Source organism: Bartonella vinsonii subsp. berkhoffii ATCC 51672 (assembly GCF_902825225.1).
Taxonomy (GTDB): Bacteria; Pseudomonadota; Alphaproteobacteria; order Rhizobiales; family Rhizobiaceae; genus Bartonella; species Bartonella berkhoffii.
Window position 1 is genome coordinate 1 of sequence record NZ_CADEAK010000288.1, and the last position, 397, is coordinate 397.

1 pseudogene is annotated in these 397 nt (G+C 35.8%); it reads right to left on the reverse strand.

Annotated elements, in window-relative coordinates:
* Positions 1–66: 66 nt before the first annotated feature.
* Positions 67–397 (reverse strand): annotated as a pseudogene (locus tag J7R10_RS09300) (hypothetical protein); the annotation flags it as partial.

The window sequence follows — 397 nt, forward strand, 5'->3', positions numbered from 1 at the left end:
GAAGACCGTATGCGCGCCGAGCAGGAAAAAGCTAAACAAAAATAATAAACGTAAATTTTTCCTTTTTTACTTATCAAAACCGCTACAGAATATTTGTGGCGATTTTCTTATACTGTAATTTTTAGAAGGATTTCTGCGTTTCCACCAACCAATACGCCCAGTTTTAGGAGCATCGCCCGGAACTGATGATATGACAACAGGATGACTAGCTTTCTCTTCAATTTTAGAGGCAACTACTTTAACAGGTTCTTCTTCTAGAGTTTTTTGTTCTGATGTTTCTTTTGTTGGTGTTGATTTTTGAGAAAGTGATTTTTTTCGCGTTTTATGTGTTGTAGATTTTCTAGCTTCTGTGGGATTTTTTTTCATCACCTTATGAGCAGCTTTATCCCCTTTTTTT